Genomic DNA, 1,000 nt, shown 5'->3' with positions numbered 1-1,000 from the left:
TTTCTGACCGAATACAATATGGCATCATCCTAAATGGTATTCAAAAAAATAATATTTGATTTATACAGAAAGTGAAGTATGGCTGTATGTAATATTATTTTGGAGTAATTCAAGGATAACATAATCCCGATTATTAAGATATGAATATTAAGTAGGAATAAGCTTACTGATTAGGCCAGTATGTATGATAAATTTAAGCATCTTTAAATAAAAAAGTCGGAATCATTTCATGTATGAAATTACACCAGACTTAGATTAGTTTATGGGAGACTAATTTTAACTTCATTAATTCTTTTATACTAAACCTTAACTCTATATACCAAATATTATGGATTGATATTGATATACTTTATTGCTTTATGCAAACTTGAAAATGTAGTTAGATCCTGCGTTTTAATCCCTAATTGCATCATCGTTTGGGCGATTTCTGGACGTATTCCCGAAAGTATTGTTTTTACACCTACTAAATTTAATGCATCTATTACTCTAAATAGATGATTTGCTACCATTGTATCAATTATAGGAACCCCTGATAAATCAATAAAAACATGAGATAACCCTAACTTAGAAACAGATTCTAAAGCCTTCTCCATAAGTTCCTGAGCCCTTTGGGTATCAATATCTCCTATTAATGGTAGAACTCCTATATTTTCTGTAATTTGAATGACCGGTATAGATAACTCCATTGCTGTTATTTCAGCTGCCTTTATTCGTGAAAGATAATTTTCAGAATAGGATAAACTTAGTAAATGTACAGCTCGATCAACAACCGAATCAAAATTAGAAATTAATTTGTAGAACTCAGAAAGAGACATATGATTTTGGATAGCTTCATTTTTTATAATTTCTCCAATTTCATTACGATAGAATCTAACTTCCTCTACACCTACATCTAGTGGTAAATTTAATTTTATTAACAATTTTACGCCTTCATTACCCCAATGTGTTAAATGTTGATAGGTCATTTCTAAATCATCTGAGATAGATTTTGCAAAAATAT

1 protein-coding gene is annotated in these 1,000 nt (G+C 29.5%); it reads right to left on the bottom strand.

Features of this window, described 5'->3' with window-relative positions; genetic code table 11:
- Window positions 1-326 precede the first annotated feature (326 nt).
- The coding region (locus ABTZ91_RS34110) for an STAS domain-containing protein (RefSeq protein WP_352081112.1) at window positions 327-1,000 on the bottom strand (674 nt) is incomplete at its 5' end.

It is taken from the genome of Streptomyces sp. NPDC126499 (assembly GCF_040302485.1).
In the GTDB taxonomy this organism is placed as follows: Bacteria; Actinomycetota; Actinomycetes; order Streptomycetales; family Streptomycetaceae; genus Streptomyces.
The sequence above is the reverse complement of the archived record's forward strand: the minus strand, read 5'-3'. Positions and strand labels throughout refer to the sequence as shown.